Here is a 20,009-nt window from a genome sequence, read left to right as displayed (position 1 = left end):
TATTACCCTCCCCTTCGGGGTTGGACGGGCGCGCCCGACGGCACGCCCGGTCAGCAGGTCACGCAGCGGCCAGACCGACGGGGGTCTTGGCAAAGGCCACAAAGCCCGGCAGCGCCTCGATCCGGCGCAGCCACGCGTTGACGCGCGCATAGGCGGAGAGATCGACATTGCCTTCGGGCGCACTGGACAGATAGCTGTAGAGCGCGACATCAGCGATTGTCGGCGCCGTACCGACCAGCCAGTCGCGACCGGCGAGATGGGCTTCGAGCCGCTTCAGCAGGACATGCGCCCGCGCGATCACGTCGTCCGGATTGTGCTTCGCGCCGAACACGGTGATGAGGCGTGCCGCAGCGGGCCCAAACGCGAGATCGCCGGCAGCAACCGACAGCCAGCGCTGGACCGCGGCAGCGCCCTTTGCATCCTGCGGCAGCCAGTCGGTGCGGCCGAGTTTGGTCGCGAGATAGACCAGGATCGCGTTGGAATCGGCAATGATGGTGCCGCCATCGTCGAGCACCGGCACCTGGCCGAACGGGTTGAGCGCGAGATATTCCGGCCGCTTCTGCGCGGCGGACTTGAGGTCGACGTCAACAAGTTCGTGCGGAATTCCCAGCAGGGACAAGAACAGGCGCGCGCGATGCGCGTGGCCGGAGAGAGCGAAGTGATAGAGCTTCATGTGCCGTTCCTGATGTGGTGGACGGGTTCATTCCCGACCGCCAGCTCAAGGTGGCCCATTGCATCGGTTATTATAATTGTCGCGATTGGAACTTCATTATTGCAAATATCGCAATAACGAGTTCCGGGTGTCTACATTTCTGCTCGGTAGAATAAGGCGTGGATGGCCGTGACGGCGTTCGGGGCGGCGCCCGCTAAACCTCAACGATCACGTAATTGTCCTCGATGTGCACCGGGAACGTCTCGGCGACATACGGCCCCTTTTGCAACTCGGCGCCGCTTTCGACCGCGACCGGATAGGAGCGGATTCTGAACCGCTTGGGATCGAACCAAGACTGCCCGTTGCGCATGTCGAATTCCCAGCCGTGCCACGGACAGCGCAGCATCTCGCCGACGCGGTCGCGCTGATAGATGCCGGGCTCCGGCGAGGTCAAGCGCGCGACGCAGGCCGCCTTCTCCAGCGGCGCGCCCTCATGCGGGCAGCGATTGAGCAGCGCGAAGAACTCGCCATTGACGTGGAACACGACGATGTCGCGGCCCTCGATGCCGAACACCTTGTTGCCGCCGGCCGGAATCTCACTGGTGCGCGCGACGATGTGACGGGTCATCGGAATCCTGCGATATTGGCGGCGAAGGTGGTGCGCTCCCTCGCCCCGTTCTTACGGGGAGAGGGTTGGGGTGAGGGGCTGTCTCCGCATAAACGGTGATAGTTGCGTTCGTGGAAGCTCCCCCTCACCCGGAATGCATTTGACGATGCATTCCGACCTCTCCCCGCACGCGGGGCGAGGTGAAACCGAGGCCAGCGCTCGACCCGAAGTGAAGTCATCTCGTTCTAAAACTTGTAAACCGCGCGGGCGTTGGCATTGAAGATCTTGCGACGCTCGGCGTCCGTCAGCGGCGTCTTGAAGGCGTAGCGCGCGTCGTCATAGTCCCAATGCGGATAGTCCGACGAGAACAACAGCCGGTCGATGCCGACCCATTCGATCAGCTGCCGCAGGTGCCTCGCTTCATCCGGCTCGTCGATCGGCTGGGTCGTGAACCAGAAATGCTCCTTCACATATTCGCTCGGCCTGCGCTTCAGATGCGGCACCTCGCTGCGGAAGCGTTCGAAATGCTGATCCATCCGCCACATCGTCGCGGGAATCCAGCCGAAGCCGCCCTCGATGAACACGATCTTCAGTTTCGGGAAGCGCTCGGGAACACCTTCCAGCACCAGGCTGGTGAGGTTCGAGGCCACCGTGTGCGCGTTCGACTGATGCTCCTCGCAATAATAGGACGGCCAGCCGCCGCCGGTCGGCGCATGCCCGCCATAGCCGCCGACATGGATGCCGAGCGGCAGGTCGAGCTCTTGCGCGCGTTCATAGATCGGCCAGTAGCGGCGGCGGCCGAGCGGTTCGTTGGCGCGCGGCGAGACGTTGATCTGGATGTATTCGCCGGTCCTGGCGCAGCGCTCGATCTCGGCGAGGCCAAGGTCGGAGCCGTCCTGCCCGACCAGGATCGAAGCCTTCAGGCGCGGATCGCGATGCGCCCAGAACGCCAGTTGCCAGTCGTTGATGGCGCGCTGGATCGCGGCGCCAAATTCCAGATTCTGCTGCGAGAAGATGAAGAGGTCGAGCACCTGCAGGATCCCGAACTCGACGTCGAAGGGATCGAGGTGCTGCTTGCGCATGAAATCGAGATCGGAGCCGGGCACGCCGCCGGTCGGCGGCCAGGCATCGCGCCGCGCGATCAGCGGCGAGGAGCGCGGATAGGGCGTGGTGCCGATATAGGGCGTGCGCAGGTGGCTGCCATATTCCTTGAGATGCTGCTGCCAGCGCTTCGGCAGGAACTCGTTGAGGTCGCTGTGTGCGTGAATGCTCGGATGGATGTCGCAATCGATGATCTTCAGCCGCGTCGCGGCGGTCTTCTCCTGGTCGAGCATCGGGCGGTCGATGACGTCACTCATGCGATCCTCCTTCTTGTTTGCGCATGTTCTTGCCGGAAAACCGGTTCCCACTTTTCCGGATCATGCGCGCGAATTACGAATTCAGCTTCAAACGCGGGAACGTTTCAATCGGATTGTCCTCGCACATCCGCTTGACGATGCTGTCGGGCAGATATCGCGGGATCGGATCGTCGCCGTCAAACTGCCAATGCGGATAGTCGGATGCGAACAGGAACATCTTGTCGGAGCCGATCTGGTCGATGATATCGGCGACGCTTGTAGGATCCAGCGGCGCGTCGAACGGCTGCATGGTGACGCGGAAATGATCGCGGATGATCGCGGCCGGCTCGCGCTCCACCCACGGCACCTCGACGCGCACGCCGCGCCAGGTCTTGTTGGCGCGCCACATGAACGCCGGCAGCCAGCTGACGCCCGACTCCATCAGCACGACGGTCAATTCGGGATACTTCCCGAATACGCCCTCATAGATCAGGCTCAGCGTCTGCGCCTGAAACGCCTGCGCCTCGGCGAGATAATATTCGTAGCGGTAGGACGGCCAGCCGATCGAGCTCGGCGCGCCCCGGTAGGCACTGCCGGCGTGGATCGCGACCGGCAGCTTGTATTTCTCGGCGGCCTGATAGATCGGCCAGTAATGGCGCCGGCCGAGCAGCGTCTCGCCTTGCGAGGGCACCAGCACCGAGACGAAGCGATTGTCGCCGGCCCTGCGCTCGATCTCCTCGACCGCAAGGTCGGGCGCCTGGATCGGCACCACGATCGAGGCGCGCAGCCGCTTGTCCCTGGCGAGCCACTCGGCCGCGATCCAGTCGTTGATCGCCCTGCAGAAGTCCGCCGCCATGTAGGAATCGAACACCGCCTGCGCGCCATAGACGACGTTGCAGATGGCGTGGCTGGCGCCGAGCTGGTCGAATGCGCCGCGCTGCACCATGGCAAGATCGCTGCCGGGCTTGCTGCCGTCCGCCGGCCGCCAGTCGGCGCGGCCGGACAGCGGCATCGACGGCGGATAGGAATTGAGGTCGAGCCCGTCGATGGCGCGGCTGACGACCTGTTCCTTCCAGTGATCGCTCAGATAGGGCAGCAGCGTGGTGCGCGTTCCCCCCACCGCGGGATGGATGTCGCAGTCGATGCGCGTGGCCGCCATGGCGCTCCCCGGATTGATCTTCTTGTCGTCGTTGTTGGCGGCATCGCTGCCACGGATCGGACTGTGACGCCGATGGCGCGATCGTGCAAGCCGATCCGCGCGGGGCCGCCCTGCCCTGTGCGCGCACCGCGCCTCACGCGAAGTTGCGGCATCGCGTGTGAATGGCGTCACCTGTTCAGGCCGCGAGACGTGTTAGCGATTCCGCGCCGCGGAAAGCGCAGTACCGGGAGACGGGAATGAGACTGGGCCGATTGACGATCCTCGCATGTTCATTGTCGCTGGCCGCGTCAGCCGCATGGGCTGCGCCTGCGACCACCTCGGGCTCGGTCGCGCTGGCGCTCGCCGGCGCGGTGGCGCCCTATTCGCCATTGCCGGCCAAGGAGAAGAAGGCGGTCGCGGCGTTCTTCAATGGCGACAGCAATGTCTCCCATGCCAGCAAGATCGTCGTCACCGCCGACAAGGTGGTCTGCCGCGCCAGCAATGTCGACATCACCTCGCGCTCCTGCGCGCTGAGCTTCGGCGGCAATACCCGTACCGTGAAGGGCAGCGAGGCCAACGCGATGTTCGCGACCGTGGCGCTCGCCGGCGTGCCGCCCGACGGCGCCGCCGGCACGATCTACGAGGCGTTGTCGAAACTGTCCTGCACGCTCGATCCGAAAGTGATCAAGGACAAGGCTGGCGGCGGCGCCGATTGCAGCTTCGAGCCGGGGAACTAGTGCTACGAGACGAGGTCGAATAGCGACCGCGCCGGCGCTGCACTCCCTCTCCCCGTTCTTTACGGAGAGAGGGTTGGGGTGAGGGGCCGCATCCGCATATTCGGCGATAGCTGCGGTTGCGGAGACTCCCCCTCACCCGGAACGCATCTAGCGATGCGTTCCGACCTCTCCCCGCACGCGGGGCGAGGTGACACCGAATCGAGTGTTCGGCAAAAGCCTGCACTCAGTCTCCCTGCACGGCGACGCCCAGCCTCGCCGCGACACGGCGCGCGGTTTCCTCCCGCTGCTCCGTGATCGCGCGCACGGCCTGGCGCGACTGCTGCAGGATTTCGGGGGGCGCGGTCTCAGGCGTGCCGCTGTCGAACGGCGGCTCCGGCGCATACACCATATAGAGCTGGATCGCGCGCGCCGCATCGTCGCCGCGCAATTCAGCCGCGAGCCGCAATGCGCCATCGATGCCTGCCGTGACTCCGGCGGCAAAGACAAAGCTTCCGTCCACCACCACGCGTTCGTTCACGGGCGTAGCGCCGAACAACGGCAGCAGATGAAACGACGCCCAATGCGTCGTCGCCCTGCGCCCCTTCAGCAGGCCGGCCGCTCCGCAGATCAGCGCGCCCGTGCAGACCGAAAAGATGCGGCATGCTCCCGCCGCCTGCCGGTTGATCCAGCCGAGCACTTCCGCGTCCTCCATCAGGGCTTGCTGACCGAAGCCGCCCGGCACATGCAGCACGTCGAGCGGCGGCGCATCGGCCAGCGTCGCATCCGGTGTCAGCCGCAATCCCTTGATGTCGCGGACGGGCTCGGCGCTCTTGCCGTAGATGCGGTAGGTCGAATTCGGAATCCGCGACAGCACCTCGAACGGCCCGGTCAAATCGATTTGATCGACGCCTTCGAACAGCAGCGAACCGATCCGCAGATGAACATCGTGAGCAATCATCGAACTTCCCTCGAACTTTCCTTGCGCTATGGACAAAGCGAATCTAGCGCGGCAGGTTTCGGCGATGACGCCAACCAGCCCACGTTTTCCGCCAAACCGCCGCCGCTCGATCGAAGTGCTGGCCTATCCGGCCGTGCAGTTGCTCGACGTCACCGGGCCATTGCAGGTGTTCGCGTCGGCCAATGCGCTGGCGGCCAAGGCAGGCAACGCCGAGCCATATGAAGTCCGCGTGGTTGCAAAGGATGGCCCACACGTCGAGTCGTCCGCCGGTGTCGGGCTCGCGGTGCATCCGCTGCCCGCGATCGACACCGCGGTCGACACGCTGGTGATTCCGGGCGGCGACGGCGTCAACGCTGCGGCGGCCGATGCCGTCCTGGTGGACTGGGTACGCGAGCGCGCCGGGCAAGCGCGCCGCACCGCATCGGTCTGCACCGGCGCGTTCCTGCTCGCCGAATCGGGCGTGCTCAATGGCCGGCGTGCCGCGACCCATTGGGGATTTTGCGCAGAGCTCGCCGAGCGCTTTCCCGATGTCCGCGTCGAGCCAGATCCGATCTTCGTGCGCGACGGTTCGTTCTGGACGTCGGCCGGCGTCACCTCCGGCATCGATCTGGCGCTGGCGCTGCTGGAGGAAGATCTCGGCCGCACGGCGGCGCTTGCCGTCGCCCGCTATCTCGTGGTGTTTTTCAAGCGGCCGGGCGGACAGGCGCAGTTCAGCGAAATCCTGTCGCTGCAGGCAACCGACGACAGGTTCAGCGCGCTGCACGACTGGATCAGCAACCATCTGGCCGGCGACCTCTCGCTGTCGACGCTGGCGAAACAGGCCGGCATGAGCGAGCGCAGCTTCAGCCGCCATTACGCCGAGGCGACCGGCTTGACGCCGGCGCGCGCGATCGAGCGGCTCCGGGTCGAGGGCGCACGGCATCTCCTCTCGGAAACGCGCCTGCCGATCAAGCGAATCTCGCGGCGTTGCGGCTTCGGGTCGGAGGAAACGATGCGCCGCAGCTTCCTGCGCCTGCTGTCGACCACGCCGCAGGACTACCGCGCCAGATTTGCGGGCTAGGACGTGAAGCTATTCGCGGCCGGCACGCAGTGGAAGACACTGAAGCGCGATCGTCTCAGCCGTTCCAGGCATATTCCTGCAACGCTGCCTCCAGCGGCGGATTGGTGACGCTGCCGGTGTAGTTGGTGATGGTCGACGCCGCCACGATGGTGATCACCTCGAGCACGAGGTCCTTGTAGAACCCGGCCGCGAGGAATCGTTCGATCTCCTCATCGTCGAGCCGTCCGCGCTTTTCGATCAGCGACCGCGCCAGCGTCGAGAGCGCGCCGAGTGTCTTGTCGGCAGGCGAGCGGCCGGCGCGCATCGCATCGACATCGGCCGGATCGAGGCCAGCCTGCAAGCCGAGCGCGGAATGCAGCGCGACCGCCCAGGCGCAGCCATTGGTGATCGCGTCGGTGAGCAGCACGGTCTGGATCTGCTGCTCGGTGAAGCTGCCGCCGTGAACCTTGTCGAAGATGCCGATGAAGCTCTGGATCAGCACAGGCGACGTCGCCATCGTCGCCGCAAGGTTCGGGATCATGCCAAACCGCGCCTCGACCTCGCGCAGGACGGGCTTTGAGGCTTCAGGGGCAGACTCGAGCGTATGGACAGGAAAACGCGCCATCGGAAATGCCTTTCGCGGTGTTGATTGAACCCGAGTCCTCCGGACGCAGCTGAGCAGTTGCGATCCACGTGCGGGCCGGATTCGATGGAGGCTATCTAGACGCGCCCGGACGCGCGCGTTCGCCAAACTCCCCACATTCCGCGCCACCGGCGGCAGCGGCGACGTTGAGCCACGTCGCGCAGTCTCCACTAACCGCCGGCGCGGTCCTTCACCCGCCGCGTCACGATCCCGAGCAGTCGGCCGAGCGTGCCGGCGGCGGGGCCCTTCTTGCGCGCCAGCGCCAGCGGCGCGACGAGGCCCGTGGCGCGGTCGAGGCGAAGATAGGACACGCCGGCGGTCTCAAGCCGCGCCATCGATTCCGGCACGATCGAAATGCCGAGCCCGGCCGCGACCAGACTGAGCGTCGACACCATCCGCGTCGCCTCCTGCGCCACCTTCGGGCTGAAGCCCGCCGCGCGACAGGCGGCGATGATGCTGTCGTAGAGGCCGGGCCCAGTCGGACGGCGGTAGAGGATCAGCGGCTCGTCGGCGAGCGAGGCCAGCGAAATCCGCCGCCGCGTGTCCTTGCGGGCGCGCGGATGATGGTCCGGCAATGCGACCACCATCTCCTCGTCGAGCAGATGCGTGATCGTGAGGTTCTCCAGCCGCTCGCTTGGCGAGCGCACGAATGCGGCATCGAGCCGATCGGCCTCGACGGCTGCGATCAGCTCGCCGGTCGAGGCCTCCTCGAGCGACAGCGTGATCGCCGGCGCGCGCTCGCGCATTTCGCGCATCACGCCGGTGACGAAAGGATGGAAAGCGGCCGAGGAGGTGAAGCCGATCGCAAGCTGGCCCTCCTGGCCGCGGCTCGCGCGGCGCGCGGCTTCCACCGCGAGGTCGGCGTCGCGCAGGATCGCGCGCGCCTTGCCGACGAAGGCACGGCCGGCGGCGGTCAGCTCGACCCCGCGCGGCTGCCGGCGAAACAGCGGCGCGCCGATCGCGGCTTCCAGCGCGCGGATCTGCTGGCTCAGCGGCGGCTGCTGGATGCCGAGCCGCGCGGCGGCGCGGGTGATATGACCTTCCTCGGCGACCGCGACGGCATAGCGAAGATGGCGCAGTTCGATCATCGGGCAATCCATATGCAACAGATATGCAAATTCCCGTATCCATATATTGGAAATTTGTCACGCGGCCAACTAAAGTCGGCTCAAGAACAAATCGAACCGGAGCCGCCCCGCCGATGGACGCCATCCCCGCCGCGCAAACCACCAAGCATGTCGCACCTGACGTCGGCGAGTTGTTCACGGGCTTCTTCATCCTCGGACTGACCGGCTTCGGCGGCGTGCTGCCGCTGGCGCGCCACATGATGGTGGAGAAGCGCGGCTGGCTCGCCGGCGCGGAGTTCACCGACCTGCTCGGGCTGTGCCAGTTCCTGCCCGGCGGCAACATCATCAACATGTCGGTCGCGGTCGGGTTGAAGTTTCGCGGCATTCCCGGCGCGTTCGCGGCGATCCTCGGCCTGATCGCGGTGCCGACCGCGGTCGTGATCGGCCTTGGTGTGATCTATGGCCGCTTCGCCGACGACCCGGTCGTCCGTCACCTGTTCGGCGGCCTCGCCGCCGCGGCAGCCGGGTTGCTGATTTCCACGGCGATCAAGATCGCCTGGCCGCTGCGGCGCGATGTGCTCGGCCTCTTCATCGGCGCGCTCTGCGTGCTCGCTATTGCCGCGTTCAGATTGCCGCTGCTGCCGACCCTGCTGACGCTGGCGCCGCTCAGCATCTTCCTCAGGTCGAGGCAGACGTCATGAGCGCAACCCTTGTCACGCTCGCGCTGATCTTCGCCGAGCTCTCGCTGCTCGCCTTTGGCGGCGGCAACACCATCCTGCCGGAGATGCAGCGTCAGGTGGTCGACGTCCATCACTGGATGACGGCGCAGGAATTCGGCGCGCTGTTCGCGCTGGCGCAGGCAGCACCCGGGCCGAACATGATGGTGGTGCCGCTGGTCGGCTGGCATGTCGCGGGCTTCTCCGGCGTGCTGGTGACGTCGCTCGCCAAGTTCGGGCCGTCGTCGCTGGTGACAGGCTTCGCGCTGCGGCTCTGGGAACGCTTCAAGGACCGGCCCTGGCGCCGCACCGTGCAGGCCGGGCTGGTTCCGGTCACCGCCGGGCTCGTCACCGCCAGCGCCGTCGTCATCACCCACGCGTCGGCCTCGAGCTGGGGCACGATCCTGATCGCGGTTGGCGTCGCGATCGCCACCACCGCGACGCGCATCCATCCGCTTGTCGCGCTCGCCGCCGGCGCGGTGCTCGGCCTGTCCGGCATCGGACAGCCCTGACGCTCTGTGTGCGGCGATGGCGTCTCGTTCCACGCGGCGGTGTGCGCGCTTTCGCCGCAATGGATGCGACGTCGCCAGCGGCTATGTTGATAATGCCATGATCGACACGCTCCGCATCGACACCCGCATTGCGCGCCGCGAATTGCGCGCCGGACGTCTGCACGCAGGCAATTAGCCGGCCGGCGATCGTACGCCGTCCGGATTCTTCGACGTCACCAAATCATTTCAGTCCGTCGCGTCGCGAGATGTCCGCGCGCCGGCGCTCGTGCGCCTCCGATCAACCGCAAAGATCAACCGATATGACCCGAACTGTTCAAAACAGCTTTACCGCCCCGGCATTGCCGCCGATCGTGATCACCGCGAGCGAGGCGCACCGCCTCAGCGCGCTGGCCGATTCCAGCATGGCGGTGTTTCCCCGCGTCGCCCAGTTCCTCGCACGCGAGACGGACCGCGCCCAGCTGGTCGCCGACGATGCCGATCTGCATGACGTGGTCCGCATGGGCTCGCTTGTCCGCTACCGCGACGACGAAACCGGCGACGTCAGGGAGGTCGTGCTCGTGTACCCGCACGAAGCCGACATCGCATTGCGGCGCATCTCGGTGCTGACGCCGGTCGGTGCGGCACTGATCGGATTGTCGGTCGGCCAGACGATCGATTTTCAGACGCCGAGCCAGCAGACGCGTTCGGTGACGATCCTTGCCGTGACACATGAGGGCTAGCGGCTTTACGCCGCCTGATGACACTGTCCCATCTCGATCCCGTGCCGGCGCCCGCGCGCGATGCCCTCGGCGATTGCCTTCACGACGATCTCGGCGTCGTCGGGGGAGAGATGATCGAGCGGCTGCCAGGCGCGCATGATGTCGCGTGCGCGATCGAGGTCGCCGTAGATTGCAAGGAGAGGAAGCGATTTGCTCGGCATGCCCGTTGCTCCCAACCGCAGCTGGGCGACTCTATCTTATCTGGACAGGTCGAGCCATGCGTCCGGCAACCGCGATCGCACGCTTTGCCGACCGCCGGTGCATGGCGAGGGCGCCCGCCCTCGCCATCAACGCGCGTCACTCCGCGCCGGAGCCGCCCTGCACGATCTTCTCGTTGAGCTTCTGATCGACGGTCTCGACCGTGCGGTCGATCTCGGCGCTGGGCGTGCCGAGCTGGTGCGAGATCAGCTTCACCAAGAGGTCGACGCGCTCGATGAAGGGCGCGCCGGCGGCAACCGCACGGGCCGCCGAGGACGGCTTGAGCAGGCTTTCCGCCGCCTTGGCGTATTTCGCGAACGGCACCTGGTCCGCGGGGTCGGCGCCGAGCTTGCGCGCGATGCCGTCGACGTGATCATAGATCGCCTGCGAGCGCGTCAGGTCGCCATGCACGGCGTCGCGGATCGATTGCGGCTCCGTCGGTGTGATGCAGCGATAGTTGCCGGTCAGCAGCATCGACCACTTCGCCAGCGGCACGAACAGCGAATCGAACACCTTCAGCTTCACCGGAACGTCCTGGCCGTCGAGCGTCACCGCGTCGATGTCGGCTTCGAGCTCGCGCAGCACCTTGTTGTGCTTGTCGTCGGCGAAGGCGGAGGCCTTGAAGTTGGTCGGCAAGCCGACATGCAGCACATTGGCCTTCTCCTCCGGCGGACGGAAGGCCTGCGGATCGGGCGAGCACAGCGTGACGAGGCCCGGCTCGAAGCGCTCCCACACCTGCGCGTTGGTGTAGGCCTCCTCGAGGTCCATGCCGGCGAGTGCGGGGATCCGCTTCAGATACGGCAAGGGCGGCATGTTCATGATCGACAGGCAGGGCAGCTTCGCCGCCGCGATCTTGATCATCAGCACGCGAACCGTGTGGTTGGTGTATTGCGGCTCCTGCATCGCAAGGCCGACCATGTCGTAGCGCGACACGTCGACATCGGCGGGCGTGACGGCGTCGAGCTTGCCCGGCAGATCGCGCGAGAAGATCGAGCGGTGCTCCTTCTCATCGCGCAGCTTGATCCGCACCTCGGTGCCTTCGCGATTGATCAGGTCGGCGGTGTTCTTCCGGCACACCAGGGACACGTTGTGACCCGCCATCAGCAGCTTGGTCCCCAGCAGGGAGCCGTAGGAAGCTCCCAAAATCAGAATGTTGCGCGCCATGCTCTCTCCAATAGCCCTTCTCACGAAAGGCTTGCTCTCCAAAATCCTGTCCGAAGTTGCTGCCGAACCGATGCCCGGTCGATATTGGCCGTCCCGCACCCACGGGCCGACGGTCGCCAAATCACCAGACAATCAAGACCAGCTGGTGTATGGTATGCCACCGTCTATCGCAGATCGACAAGCGGCTGCCAAGGGGATTATCTCGCGTGCGGACTTTCGTTCCGCGGTCAAGAAGGGCATTCGAGCTTGCAAGTCGCCGCCGACCCGACGGATCGGGCTGAAGAAATTCTAATCTCAGCTTCCCGGCTGTTTGCCCGCCACTCCTATGCCAACGTGACGATGGAGCAGGTCGCGGCATCGGTGCAGGCCGTGCCGGGCGCGCTGTATCACTATTTCCGCGACAAGGAAGATCTCATCTTCCACTGCTACCTGCGCGGCCTTGCGATCTATCGCCACGAAATCGAGGCGGCCGCCGAGCCCGGCATCGACGGGCTCGAGATCATCAGGCGCTTCGTGCGCGGCAGGCTGAGGCCCGAAGGCCAGCGCATGATCCTGTTCAGCGATATCGATGCGCTGGCCGCGCCCTACAGCAGCGAGGTCCACGCCAAGCGCTGGCAGAACGCCGCGCTGCTGGCGGACATCCTCGATCGGGGCGTGGCGGACGGCTCGATCGCCTGCGACGAGCCGCTGCTCACGGCGGTGGCGCTGATCTCCGTCCTGGACTGGGTTCCGTTCTGGCTGTCCGAACGCGACTACTACACGCGGCAACAGGCGATCGATGCCATCGACGACATCATCACGCACGGCGTCTACCGGCGCGAGATCGCCCTTCCCAAGATGCCCGAGCCGCTCAGCCTCGCCCCTTTTCTCGAGGCTCGCGCAGCGTTGAACAAGCGGGCCGCCAAGTTCGACAGGATGCTGTCGATCGCCTCGGACAGTTTCAACCGGAGGGGCGCCTCGGGCACGTCGCTCGAGAGCATCGCAGCCGATGCGGGCATGACCCGCGCCGGCATCTACTATCATTTCAGTGAAAAGGAGAGCCTGCTGCTGGCCTGCCTGCGACGCGGGCTCGCCGGCGAGGTCAGCATTCGGGAGCATCTGCAAGAGCACAGCCTTGGGGCATTCGATCACATCGTGCAGCGAATTCGCCTGCTGCTGATGCTGCACGACACGCCCCGCGGCCCGAAGGCGACCTACCACAACATCAACTATCTCAACGACGCAGACCGAAAAGCCTATGTCGGAGACGTGCTGGCGACGATCCGGCAAGACCAGAACAGCTATCAGCGCTGGATCGACGAGGGCCGTTTCCGCCGCATCGATACCTATTTCGCGGAGCGCATTCTCACCGGAATGGGCCACTGGTATCCGATCTGGTTCAAGACCAGGCGTGACTGGTCTCCAGCCGAGATCGCCGATCATTTCGCGCGGCTATTCCTCGCGGGCCTCAAGCCGCGCCGACGTCCGGGCTAAGGCGCCACGGTCGCAATCCCGGTTTTCTCCTTCCCCCTGAAAGGGGTAAGGTCGGGGGGTAGCGGCAGGCGATGCTGGATGAGAGCCGATCCCCACCCGCTTCGCTCTTGACGAGCGAAACAACCTCCCCTTTTCAAGGGGAGGTTTGGAGGCAGGCTACGACTGGTTCGGAACCGCGAATAAGCGTGAGCCCATCCAAAAGTTTACCTGTAATTCAAAACAGCGCCCGATTTCGGCGTCATATAGCCCATAACATCATAATACCTTCTGCTAAAACTTGACGCAATATTCAAAGCGAAAGTTGCGAAGGCTCGGCGATTGGGGTTATGAGACGGCCTCGATCGCTAAAGATCAAGAAACACGAGCAAGGGAGAACGCAGGATGCATAGGCTGATCGTTGCCGCCGCGGCAGCGCTGACGGTGTTGGGAGGCGCGGCGTCCGCGCAGGAATCCATCAAGATCGGCTATATCGATCCGCTCTCCGGCGGCGGCGCCAGCGTCGGCGAAGGCGGCCTGAAGACGTTTCAGTATCTCGCCGACGAGTTGAACGCCAAGGGCGGCATCCTCGGCCACAAGGTCGAGATCGTCCCGCTCGACAACAAGACCAATCCGCAGGAAAGCCTGGTGCAGGCGCAGAAGGCGGTCGACGCCGGCGTCCACTACATCACCCAGGGCAATGGCTCGTCGGTCGGCGCGGCGCTGGAGGACTTCGTCACCAAGCACAATTCGCGTAACCCCGGCAAGGAAGTACTCTACTTCAACTACGCCGCGGTCGATCCGGCGATGACCAACGAGAAGTGCAGCTACTGGCATTTCCGCTGGGATGCGAACTCGGACATCAAGATGGAAGCGCTGACCAACTACATGAAGGGCCAGCCGTCCATCAAGAAGGTCTATCTGATCAACATGGACTATTCGTTCGGCCAGTCGGTGCGCACCACGGCGCGCAAGATGCTGGGCGAAAAGCGGCCGGATATCCAGGTCGTCGGCGACGAACTGCACCCGATGCTCAAGGTCACCGACTTCTCGCCTTACATCGCCAAGATCAAGGCGTCCGGTGCCGACACTGTCGTGACCGGCAACTGGGGCCAGGACTTCGCGCTGCTGCTGAAGGCGGCGGCTGACGCCGGGCTCAAGGTCAACTGGTACACGTATTATGCCGGCGGCGCCGGCGGACCGACCGCGATCAAGCAGGCCGGCCTCGAGGGACAGGTGTTCCAGATCAGCGAAGGCGTCCCGAACTCCGGCAACAAGGCGGCGATGGATTTCGAGAAGGACTTCCGCGCCAAGACCGGCATTTCCGTCTGGTATCCGCGCGCGGTCAACGAGATGCGGATGTTCAAGGCGGCCGCCGAGAAGGCCAATTCGATCGATCCGGTGAAGGTCGCGGCCGCGCTCGAAGGCATGAAGTTCGAAGTGTTCGACGGCGGCGAGGGCTTCATCCGCAAGGACGACCACCAGTTCTTCCAGCCGATCTACATCTCCTCGTTCGGCTCGCTGGCCGACAAGACCAAGGAGCCGTTCGACGAGGAAAACACCGGCTGGGGCTGGCGCATCGTGTCCAAGATCGACACCGCGCAGACGATGCTTCCGACCACCTGCAACATGAAGCGGCCCTGATCGGCCGCCTCTCTCCCGTCATTCCGGGGCGATGCGAAGCATCGAACCCGGAATCTCGAGATTCCGGGTTCGGTCCTGCGGACCGCCCCGGAATGACAGGTAAGTTCCTTCGTTCGACAGGTCTTTGATCACGTGAACCGTTCCAGTCTCAAGCGAGTGCGCCGTGGCTGAGCTGATCGTCATCTCGACGCTCAACGGCGTCCTGTTCGGCATGCTGCTGTTCCTGTTGTCCAGCGGGCTCACCGTCATCTTCAGCATGATGGGCGTGCTGAACTTCGCCCATGCCAGCTTCTACATGCTCGGCGCGTTTTTCGGCTTTCAGCTCACGCGCTGGATCGGATTCTGGCCTGCCCTGGTGCTGGCGCCGCTGCTGGTCGGCGCGGTCGGCATGGCGGTCGAGCGCTATGGTCTGCGCAACACCCACAAGCACGGCCATGTCGCCGAACTGCTGCTGACCTTCGGACTTGCGTTCGCGATCGAAGAGATCGTCTCGATGATCTGGGGCAAGAGCCCGGTCGACTACCGCGTCCCGGCGGCGCTCGACTTCCCCGCCTTCACCGTGTTCTCCACCAATTACCCCGCCTACAAGATCTTCATGCTGGTGATCTCGGTCGTGATCTTCATCGCACTGCTGGTCACCTTGAAGAAGACGCGGGTCGGCCTGATCGTGCAGGCCGCGCTGACCCATCCGAGCATGGTCGGCCATCTCGGCCACAATGTCGGGCGCGTGTTCATGCTGGTGTTCGGCGTCGGCAGCGCGCTTGCGGGCCTTGCCGGCGTCATCGCCGGCCCCTCGCTGGTGACGCAGTCCGACATGGCCGCGCTGCTCGGCCCGATCCTGTTCGTCGTCATCGTGTTCGGCGGCCTCGGCTCGCTCCCCGGCGCCTTCATCGCTTCGCTCCTGATCGGCTTGATCCAGACCTTTGCGGTCGCGCTCAACGGTTCGCTCGCCAGCGTGTTCGGCCCGCTCGATCCGAGCCTCGGCCCCTCGCCGCTCACCGACATCTGGAACGTCACGATCGCGCAGATCGCGCCGATCCTGCCTTATGTGCTGCTGGTGCTGGTCCTGATCTTCCGCCCCATGGGCCTGTTGGGGACGCGCGAGTCATGACCAACGCTTCCACGCCCTCCATCGCCGCGGCCAAGCAGGAGCCCGGCAGCGCCCTGAGCTTCTATGGCGTCTGGCTCCTCGCCGCGGTCGCGCTGGTCGTGCTGCCGCTGGTGTTCGGCACCGGCGGCTCGCTGACCTCGTTCAGCCTGATCGGCATCGCGATCATCTTTGCGCTGTCCTACAACATCCTGCTCGGCCAGACCGGGCTGCTGTCGTTCGGACACGCGGTGCAGTACGGCCTCGGCGGCTTCCTCGCCGTGCATGTCATGAACGCGGTCGCGAACCACAACTGGCCGATCCCGCTGCCGGTGATCCCGCTGGTCGGCGGCATCGGCGGCATGGCGTTCGCCCTCCTCGTCGGCTGGGTGATGACCAAGCGCGCCGGCACCGTGTTCGCGATGATCTCGCTCGGCATCGGCGAACTGGTCGCCTCGTCGTCGCTGATCCTGCGCAGCGTGTTCGGCGGCGAATCCGGCATCACCACCGACCGCACCGCGCTGATGCCAATGTTCGGCTGGACCTTCGGGCCGCAGATCCAAGTCTATTACCTGATCGCGTTCTGGGTGATGGTCTCGGCGATCGCGATGTATGCGCTGACCCGCACGCCGCTCGGGCGGATCTGCAACGCGGTGCGCGACAATCCGGAGCGCGTCGAGTTCATCGGCTACGATCCGCATGTGGTGCGCTATCTCGCCTACATGTTCGCCGGCTTCTTCGCCGGCATCGCCGGCGGGCTGACCGCGATCAATTTCGAGATCGCCAACTCGGCCTATCTCGGCGCGACGCAATCGGGCCTCGTGCTGTTCTCCGCGTTCATCGGCGGCACCGCCTATTTCTTCGGTCCGATCCTCGGCGCCATCCTCGTGACCTATCTGCAGCTCGGGCTGACCAGCGTCACCTCGGTCTGGCAGCTCTATTTCGGCATCATCTTCATCGGCATCGTGATGTTCGCACCCGGCGGCATCGCCGGCATCCTGATGAAGCACCGTCCGCTGATCCGCGCCGGAACGCTTCGTTCCGTGATCCCGTCCTATCTGGTCGCGGCGATCCCGACGCTGGCGCTGGCGCTCGGCATCATCCTGACCATCGAGACCGTTGCGCGCTTCTCGGGCGGCGATGTGATCAACCTGCTCGGCATCCCGTTCGTCGCCACGGCGCCGACGACCTGGGCGGCCGCAGCGGTCCTGCTCGTCGGCGGCTTCCTGGTCGCGCGCATCACCTGGCGGCGCGTTGCGGAAGCCTGGGACCGCGCCGCGACGGTGGCCCGTGACCGGGGGTATCTCGCATGACCGCAGCCATCCAAGTCAACGCCGTCGAGAAGAGCTTCGGCAATGTTGCCATCATCCGCGACCTCAACCTGAGCGTCGCCAAGGGTGAGCGCCACGCCATCATCGGCCCGAACGGCGCCGGCAAGTCGACGACGTTCAATCTGATCAGCGGCCACATCAAGCCGACCTCGGGCGAGATCCGCCTCAACGGCGAGGTGACCTCGGGCTTGCGGCCCTTCGAGATCAACCGGCGCGGGCTGTCGCGCTCGTTCCAGGTCACCAACGTGTTCGCCCGCATGACGGTGTGGGAGAACGTCCGCTGCGCCGTGCTGTGGGCGACCGGCCACCGCTACGCGTTCTGGAAGAACGTCGACAATCTGCCCGAGGTGAAGCAGCGCACCGCGCAGATCCTCGACGACATCCATCTCAGCCACCGCCGCGACGTGCCGGCGGGCCTTCTCACCTATGCCGAGCAGCGCGAGCTCGAGATCGGCATCACGATCGCGGGCGGCGCCAGCGTCATCATGCTGGACGAGCCGACCGCGGGCATGAGCCACGCCGAGACCGAGCGCGCCGTCGCGCTGATCCGCCGCCTCACCGAGGGACGCACGCTGGTGATCGTCGAGCACGACATGAGCGTGGTGTTCGGCCTCGCCGACCGCATCTCGGTCTTGGTCTACGGCCACATCATCGCCTCCGGCACGCCGGAGGAGATCCGCGGCAACCCGAAGGTCAAGGAAGCCTATCTCGGCGAGGAGGTCGACTGATGCTGGAGGTCAGGAATCTTCACGCCTATTACGGCAAGAGCCACATCCTGCAAGGCGTCGATCTCGACATCGCCGCCGGCGAGGTCGTCAGCTTGCTCGGGCGCAATGGCGTCGGCCGCTCCACCACCGTCAAGGCGATCATGGGCGAGGTGCCGCCGCAGGGCACCATCCGCTTCAAGGGTCGGGATATCGCAGGTCTTCCGAGCCACAAGATCGCACGCCTCGGCCTCGGCTATGTGCCCGAGCATCGCGATATCTTCCCGAGCCTGACGGTTCGCCAGAACCTGATCCTCGGCATCAAGGACCCGCGCCGCCCCGGCAAGTGGCGGCTGCAGGAGATGCTCGACATGTTCCCCAACCTCGCCGCGCGCGCCGACACGCCGGCGGGCGTGCTGTCGGGCGGCGAGAAGCAGATGCTGACCACCTGCCGCACGCTGCTCGGCGACCCCGAATTGATGATGATCGACGAGCCGACCGAAGGTCTCGCGCCGCTGATCGTGCAGCAGGTCGGCGAGCTGATCGCACGGATCGCCAAGGCCGGCGTCGCCATTCTGCTGGTCGAGCAGAAACTCTCGATCGCGATGAAGATCTCCAACCGGGTCTACATCATGGGCCACGGCCGCGTGGTGTTCGAAGGCACCCCCGACCAGCTCAAGAGCAATGCCGCCGTTCGCGAGGAATGGCTCGAGGTGTAGGCGGACACCGGCGGATCGACGAAGCAATCGAACGTCGACGTAGCAGCGCCATCAGTCAGTTCGCGAACACGACCCAGACCAGCGCCACCAAGAGACTGTGGAAACAAATTATCGAAGCCAGGAATAGCCAGTCGTCCCCGGTCATGGGGCCGAAAACCACGGCCGAAGCGCGGCGACAGCGACACGCGAGCTGGGAAAAGAAGTTCGACTGCATGGGACTGCCCTAGCGGAGTACGCTCCGCCAGGTCTTGCTAGTCTGTGCCAGCTAGTTGAGAGCTGGTGTCAGCCCATCACCGATCGCCATTCGAACTGCGATAGGCCCTCGGCGTGAGGCCGGTCCAGCGGACGAACGCGTGTGTGAAGGAAGAGACCTCGCTGTAGCCCAATAGCCATGCGATCTTGGAAATCGGCAGCTCCTCATCTTCGAGGTAATGGCGGGCAAGGGCAATTCGAAACGCCTTGAGAACGTCTGAGAAGTCCACCCCCTCCGAGGACAATGCGCGAGCGAGAGTTCTCCGGCTCATGCCAAGACGACGCGCGACCGCCTCGGCATTGGCTTTGCCGTGCGGAAGCAGCTGGGCAATGTGTCCTTCGACGCGTGACTGCACGCTGCTTCGTCTCGGTGCCCGGTTACGAAGCGCTTCATCGGCATATTGGAGCAACATCCTGTTGAGATGCAAATCGGCACCCACGACAGGTAATGCGCCGATCCGGGACGGAAACAAAAGCTCGTCGCTTTCCGCTGCAAATTCGATCTCGCATCCGAGAAGAGATCGCACATCCGACGGCGTTTCTCGTCTGGAGTGCTTCAACTTGATTTGCTTTGGGACCAGCCTGCCGTCAGTCAGTGCGCGGCAAATGCGGATCAGGGCAACCAGCCAGAATTCCGCATGGTGACGATCCGACGACCGATCGATGTTGACATATTCGAACCCGATGGCGAAGCCGCGATCCAGAGAGCTCCGCAACCGCACACCCTCGTTGTTAATCGCGCAGTAGCGTCCGCCGATCTGCAAGGCGTCAACGAGATGCTCCGATGAAGCCATGACGTAGTACAGAAGCCCAATCTCGCCGAGCTCGAAGCCTTGAGCCAGATGGAGTCCGAAGCAGTCGTCCTGCAATTCCCTTGCGGCGAGTTCGAGCAGCCTGACCTGCGCTCGTGCATCGATGCGGCGCTTGCGGTCCTCGACTTCGTCGATTGCCAGGCCTGCAGCTGACACGATCGGGACCGGATCAACCTGCGCATCGCGCAGCCGGGCACATGCGAGACGCGCGATTCCCCCGGCGGAGCTCGGTATCGACGGCAAGGCGCTTTCACGGCGTGTGGCGGCTTTCATTCGGCACCGAACTATGTTCGTGGCTCAACGTCGGGAGCTTCCGGGATCGTATCTTGACCTATGTCAAACGAGCTCATGGGTTCGAGGCATCCGGTCTGACACCTTCTCGCAATTTAACGACCCAGGATCACAAGACGCAACGGACGCAAATCGTCTAGCCGATTGCTTCGCGGCCACTCCATTTCTGCCTTGAAACGACGGCAGTCGGCTTCCAATGGGCCCGCGCAGGGGCG

At 64.8% G+C, this 20,009-nt stretch carries 21 protein-coding genes; 11 read left to right on the top strand and 10 right to left on the bottom strand.

All coding sequences use genetic code 11. From position 1 onward, the window contains the following. Positions 1–58: 58 nt before the first annotated feature. The 4 genes from ACVWY5_RS03205 to ACVWY5_RS03190 all read right to left on the bottom strand — a co-directional run bounded on the left by ACVWY5_RS03205 (position 59) and on the right by ACVWY5_RS03190 (position 3,755). Complete coding sequence (locus ACVWY5_RS03205) at positions 59–673, bottom strand: glutathione S-transferase family protein (protein ID WP_028332932.1); 615 nt, start codon at positions 671–673, stop codon at positions 59–61. Positions 674–866: 193 nt separating this feature from the next. Beyond that, on the bottom strand, positions 867–1,280 hold the full coding sequence (locus tag ACVWY5_RS03200) for a Rieske (2Fe-2S) protein (RefSeq protein WP_028332931.1): 414 nt from the start codon (positions 1,278–1,280) through the stop codon (positions 867–869). A gap of 224 nt (positions 1,281–1,504) precedes the next feature. Then, positions 1,505–2,617 (bottom strand): amidohydrolase family protein, encoded by a 1,113-nt coding sequence (locus ACVWY5_RS03195; RefSeq protein WP_028332930.1) that lies wholly within the window; start codon positions 2,615–2,617, stop codon positions 1,505–1,507. 73 nt (positions 2,618–2,690) lie between these two features. Continuing rightward, on the bottom strand, positions 2,691–3,755 hold the full coding sequence (locus ACVWY5_RS03190; RefSeq protein ID WP_028332929.1) for an amidohydrolase family protein: 1,065 nt from the start codon (positions 3,753–3,755) through the stop codon (positions 2,691–2,693). 236 nt (positions 3,756–3,991) lie between these two features. Between ACVWY5_RS03190 and ACVWY5_RS03185 the strand changes: the two genes are divergently transcribed. Beyond that, positions 3,992–4,471 (top strand): hypothetical protein, encoded by a 480-nt coding sequence (locus ACVWY5_RS03185; protein ID WP_028332928.1) that lies wholly within the window; start codon positions 3,992–3,994, stop codon positions 4,469–4,471. Positions 4,472–4,694: 223 nt separating this feature from the next. Here ACVWY5_RS03185 and ACVWY5_RS03180 read toward each other — a convergent pair whose 3' ends face one another. Next, on the bottom strand, positions 4,695–5,408 hold the full coding sequence (locus ACVWY5_RS03180; RefSeq protein ID WP_028332927.1) for a DJ-1/PfpI family protein: 714 nt from the start codon (positions 5,406–5,408) through the stop codon (positions 4,695–4,697). Positions 5,409–5,472: 64 nt separating this feature from the next. Between ACVWY5_RS03180 and ACVWY5_RS03175 the strand changes: the two genes are divergently transcribed. Continuing rightward, positions 5,473–6,468: a GlxA family transcriptional regulator gene (locus tag ACVWY5_RS03175; RefSeq protein WP_051376061.1), complete on the top strand. Its 996-nt coding sequence runs from the start codon at positions 5,473–5,475 to the stop codon at positions 6,466–6,468. 55 nt (positions 6,469–6,523) lie between these two features. On the opposite strand, the gene ACVWY5_RS03170 is transcribed toward ACVWY5_RS03175, so the two are convergent. Both ACVWY5_RS03170 and ACVWY5_RS03165 read right to left on the bottom strand, forming a co-directional pair. Further along, positions 6,524–7,072: a carboxymuconolactone decarboxylase family protein gene (locus tag ACVWY5_RS03170; RefSeq protein ID WP_028332925.1), complete on the bottom strand. Its 549-nt coding sequence runs from the start codon at positions 7,070–7,072 to the stop codon at positions 6,524–6,526. A gap of 188 nt (positions 7,073–7,260) precedes the next feature. After that, entirely contained in the window at positions 7,261–8,178 is a 918-nt protein-coding gene (locus ACVWY5_RS03165; protein ID WP_193395231.1) for a LysR family transcriptional regulator, read from the bottom strand. 113 nt (positions 8,179–8,291) lie between these two features. Between ACVWY5_RS03165 and ACVWY5_RS03160 the strand changes: the two genes are divergently transcribed. The 3 genes from ACVWY5_RS03160 (at position 8,292) to rnk (ending at position 10,104) form a co-directional block, all read left to right on the top strand. After that, positions 8,292–8,858 (top strand): chromate transporter, encoded by a 567-nt coding sequence (locus ACVWY5_RS03160; protein ID WP_028332923.1) that lies wholly within the window; start codon positions 8,292–8,294, stop codon positions 8,856–8,858. Then, positions 8,855–9,385: a chromate transporter gene (locus ACVWY5_RS03155; protein ID WP_028332922.1), complete on the top strand. Its 531-nt coding sequence runs from the start codon at positions 8,855–8,857 to the stop codon at positions 9,383–9,385. The genes ACVWY5_RS03160 and ACVWY5_RS03155 overlap by 4 nt, the downstream gene beginning before the upstream one ends. Positions 9,386–9,684: 299 nt before the next feature. Beyond that, positions 9,685–10,104 (top strand): nucleoside diphosphate kinase regulator, encoded by a 420-nt coding sequence (gene rnk / locus ACVWY5_RS03150; RefSeq protein ID WP_038377294.1) that lies wholly within the window; start codon positions 9,685–9,687, stop codon positions 10,102–10,104. Between the two features lie 5 nt (positions 10,105–10,109). Here rnk and ACVWY5_RS03145 read toward each other — a convergent pair whose 3' ends face one another. Together ACVWY5_RS03145 and ACVWY5_RS03140 are read right to left on the bottom strand one after the other, a co-directional pair. Beyond that, positions 10,110–10,304 (bottom strand): hypothetical protein, encoded by a 195-nt coding sequence (locus ACVWY5_RS03145; protein WP_028332921.1) that lies wholly within the window; start codon positions 10,302–10,304, stop codon positions 10,110–10,112. 136 nt (positions 10,305–10,440) lie between these two features. Then, entirely contained in the window at positions 10,441–11,505 is a 1,065-nt protein-coding gene (locus tag ACVWY5_RS03140; RefSeq protein ID WP_028332920.1) for a ketopantoate reductase family protein, read from the bottom strand. A gap of 246 nt (positions 11,506–11,751) precedes the next feature. Between ACVWY5_RS03140 and ACVWY5_RS03135 the strand changes: the two genes are divergently transcribed. From ACVWY5_RS03135 to ACVWY5_RS03110, 6 genes are all read left to right on the top strand, one after another. Beyond that, positions 11,752–12,978 (top strand): TetR/AcrR family transcriptional regulator, encoded by a 1,227-nt coding sequence (locus ACVWY5_RS03135; protein ID WP_160321762.1) that lies wholly within the window; start codon positions 11,752–11,754, stop codon positions 12,976–12,978. A 381-nt stretch (positions 12,979–13,359) separates the two neighbouring features. Beyond that, a complete protein-coding gene (locus ACVWY5_RS03130; RefSeq protein WP_016847024.1) occupies positions 13,360–14,598 on the top strand; it encodes a branched-chain amino acid ABC transporter substrate-binding protein in 1,239 nt (412 codons plus the stop codon). A gap of 163 nt (positions 14,599–14,761) precedes the next feature. Beyond that, positions 14,762–15,709: a branched-chain amino acid ABC transporter permease gene (locus ACVWY5_RS03125; protein WP_016847025.1), complete on the top strand. Its 948-nt coding sequence runs from the start codon at positions 14,762–14,764 to the stop codon at positions 15,707–15,709. After that, a complete protein-coding gene (locus ACVWY5_RS03120; protein WP_028332918.1) occupies positions 15,706–16,998 on the top strand; it encodes a branched-chain amino acid ABC transporter permease in 1,293 nt (430 codons plus the stop codon). The genes ACVWY5_RS03125 and ACVWY5_RS03120 overlap by 4 nt, the downstream gene beginning before the upstream one ends. Next, complete coding sequence (locus ACVWY5_RS03115; RefSeq protein WP_028332917.1) at positions 16,995–17,744, top strand: ABC transporter ATP-binding protein; 750 nt, start codon at positions 16,995–16,997, stop codon at positions 17,742–17,744. Before ACVWY5_RS03120 ends, ACVWY5_RS03115 begins: the two co-directional genes overlap by 4 nt. Next, positions 17,744–18,439 (top strand): ABC transporter ATP-binding protein, encoded by a 696-nt coding sequence (locus tag ACVWY5_RS03110; RefSeq protein ID WP_028332916.1) that lies wholly within the window; start codon positions 17,744–17,746, stop codon positions 18,437–18,439. Before ACVWY5_RS03115 ends, ACVWY5_RS03110 begins: the two co-directional genes overlap by 1 nt. 290 nt (positions 18,440–18,729) lie before the next feature. Here the strand turns inward: ACVWY5_RS03110 and ACVWY5_RS03105 are convergent, their stop codons facing one another. Further along, positions 18,730–19,776, bottom strand: coding sequence for an AraC family transcriptional regulator ligand-binding domain-containing protein (locus ACVWY5_RS03105; protein WP_321176641.1), 1,047 nt, complete (start codon positions 19,774–19,776; stop codon positions 18,730–18,732). Positions 19,777–20,009: the final 233 nt, after the last annotated feature.

The organism is Bradyrhizobium sp. USDA 3256 (assembly GCF_054058275.1).
This window is presented reverse-complemented; position numbering and strand designations above follow the sequence as displayed.

What these genes read in the sequence shown, in the direction of transcription:
- ACVWY5_RS03205 (WP_028332932.1), bottom strand. Translation starts at nt 673, where the DNA reads ATGAAGCTCTATCACTTCGCTCTCTCCGGCCACGCGCATCGCGCGCGC.
- ACVWY5_RS03200 (WP_028332931.1), bottom strand. Translation starts at nt 1,280, where the DNA reads ATGACCCGTCACATCGTCGCGCGCACCAGTGAGATTCCGGCCGGCGGC.
- ACVWY5_RS03195 (WP_028332930.1), bottom strand. Translation starts at nt 2,617, where the DNA reads ATGAGTGACGTCATCGACCGCCCGATGCTCGACCAGGAGAAGACCGCC.
- ACVWY5_RS03190 (WP_028332929.1), bottom strand. Translation starts at nt 3,755, where the DNA reads ATGGCGGCCACGCGCATCGACTGCGACATCCATCCCGCGGTGGGGGGA.
- ACVWY5_RS03185 (WP_028332928.1), top strand. Translation starts at nt 3,992, where the DNA reads ATGAGACTGGGCCGATTGACGATCCTCGCATGTTCATTGTCGCTGGCC.
- ACVWY5_RS03180 (WP_028332927.1), bottom strand. Translation starts at nt 5,408, where the DNA reads ATGATTGCTCACGATGTTCATCTGCGGATCGGTTCGCTGCTGTTCGAA.
- ACVWY5_RS03175 (WP_051376061.1), top strand. Translation starts at nt 5,473, where the DNA reads ATGACGCCAACCAGCCCACGTTTTCCGCCAAACCGCCGCCGCTCGATC.
- ACVWY5_RS03170 (WP_028332925.1), bottom strand. Translation starts at nt 7,072, where the DNA reads ATGGCGCGTTTTCCTGTCCATACGCTCGAGTCTGCCCCTGAAGCCTCA.
- ACVWY5_RS03165 (WP_193395231.1), bottom strand. Translation starts at nt 8,178, where the DNA reads ATGATCGAACTGCGCCATCTTCGCTATGCCGTCGCGGTCGCCGAGGAA.
- ACVWY5_RS03160 (WP_028332923.1), top strand. Translation starts at nt 8,292, where the DNA reads ATGGACGCCATCCCCGCCGCGCAAACCACCAAGCATGTCGCACCTGAC.
- ACVWY5_RS03155 (WP_028332922.1), top strand. Translation starts at nt 8,855, where the DNA reads ATGAGCGCAACCCTTGTCACGCTCGCGCTGATCTTCGCCGAGCTCTCG.
- rnk (WP_038377294.1), top strand. Translation starts at nt 9,685, where the DNA reads ATGACCCGAACTGTTCAAAACAGCTTTACCGCCCCGGCATTGCCGCCG.
- ACVWY5_RS03145 (WP_028332921.1), bottom strand. Translation starts at nt 10,304, where the DNA reads ATGCCGAGCAAATCGCTTCCTCTCCTTGCAATCTACGGCGACCTCGAT.
- ACVWY5_RS03140 (WP_028332920.1), bottom strand. Translation starts at nt 11,505, where the DNA reads ATGGCGCGCAACATTCTGATTTTGGGAGCTTCCTACGGCTCCCTGCTG.
- ACVWY5_RS03130 (WP_016847024.1), top strand. Translation starts at nt 13,360, where the DNA reads ATGCATAGGCTGATCGTTGCCGCCGCGGCAGCGCTGACGGTGTTGGGA.
- ACVWY5_RS03120 (WP_028332918.1), top strand. Translation starts at nt 15,706, where the DNA reads ATGACCAACGCTTCCACGCCCTCCATCGCCGCGGCCAAGCAGGAGCCC.
- ACVWY5_RS03115 (WP_028332917.1), top strand. Translation starts at nt 16,995, where the DNA reads ATGACCGCAGCCATCCAAGTCAACGCCGTCGAGAAGAGCTTCGGCAAT.
- ACVWY5_RS03110 (WP_028332916.1), top strand. Translation starts at nt 17,744, where the DNA reads ATGCTGGAGGTCAGGAATCTTCACGCCTATTACGGCAAGAGCCACATC.
- ACVWY5_RS03105 (WP_321176641.1), bottom strand. Translation starts at nt 19,776, where the DNA reads ATGAAAGCCGCCACACGCCGTGAAAGCGCCTTGCCGTCGATACCGAGC.